1 protein-coding gene is annotated in these 561 nt (G+C 69.3%); it reads right to left on the bottom strand.

Annotated elements, in window-relative coordinates; translation table 11 throughout:
• Window positions 1-561, bottom strand: a 561-nt coding sequence (locus tag NM1_RS33750) for an acyl-CoA dehydrogenase family protein (RefSeq protein ID WP_507762185.1), incomplete at both ends; no start/stop codon positions are given.

The following is a 561-nucleotide window of genomic DNA, read 5'->3' on the forward strand; positions in this document are numbered from 1 at the left end:
GGCAGCAGCAGGTCGTTGACCCGCGCGGCCAGGTCGGCGTCGGCGCCCGAAACCTGCTCGGCCACAACGGCGTCCTGATGGGCGGCCGTGTACAGGTAGACGGCGCGCAGGCCCTCGGCGTACGCCTTCTGGGTGGCCAGGCTGCGGCGCACGTCCGGGTGGTGGGTGATGGTGACGCGCGGGGCGGACTTGTCGGTCATCTTGGTCAGGTCCGCGCCCTGCACGCGCTGCTTGGCGTAGTCCAGCGCGTTCAGGTAGCCCGTCGACAGGGTCGAGATGGCCTTGGTGCCCACCATCATGCGGGCGTGCTCGATGACCTCGAACATCTGCGCGATGCCGTTGTGCACCTCGCCGACCAGCCAGCCCTTGGCGGGGATGCCGTGGCCGCCGAAGGTGACCTCACAGGTCGCCGACACCTTCAGGCCCATCTTGTGCTCGACGTTGGTGACGAAGACGCCGTTGCGCTCACCCAGCTCGCCGGTCTCGTGGTCGAAGTGGAACTTCGGCACGAAGAACAGCGACAGACCCTTGGTGCCCGGGCCGGCGCCCTCGGGCCGGGCC

Origin of the sequence: Nocardia mexicana NBRC 108244 (assembly GCF_001613165.1) — a bacterium.
Taxonomy (GTDB): Bacteria; Actinomycetota; Actinomycetes; order Mycobacteriales; family Mycobacteriaceae; genus Nocardia; species Nocardia mexicana.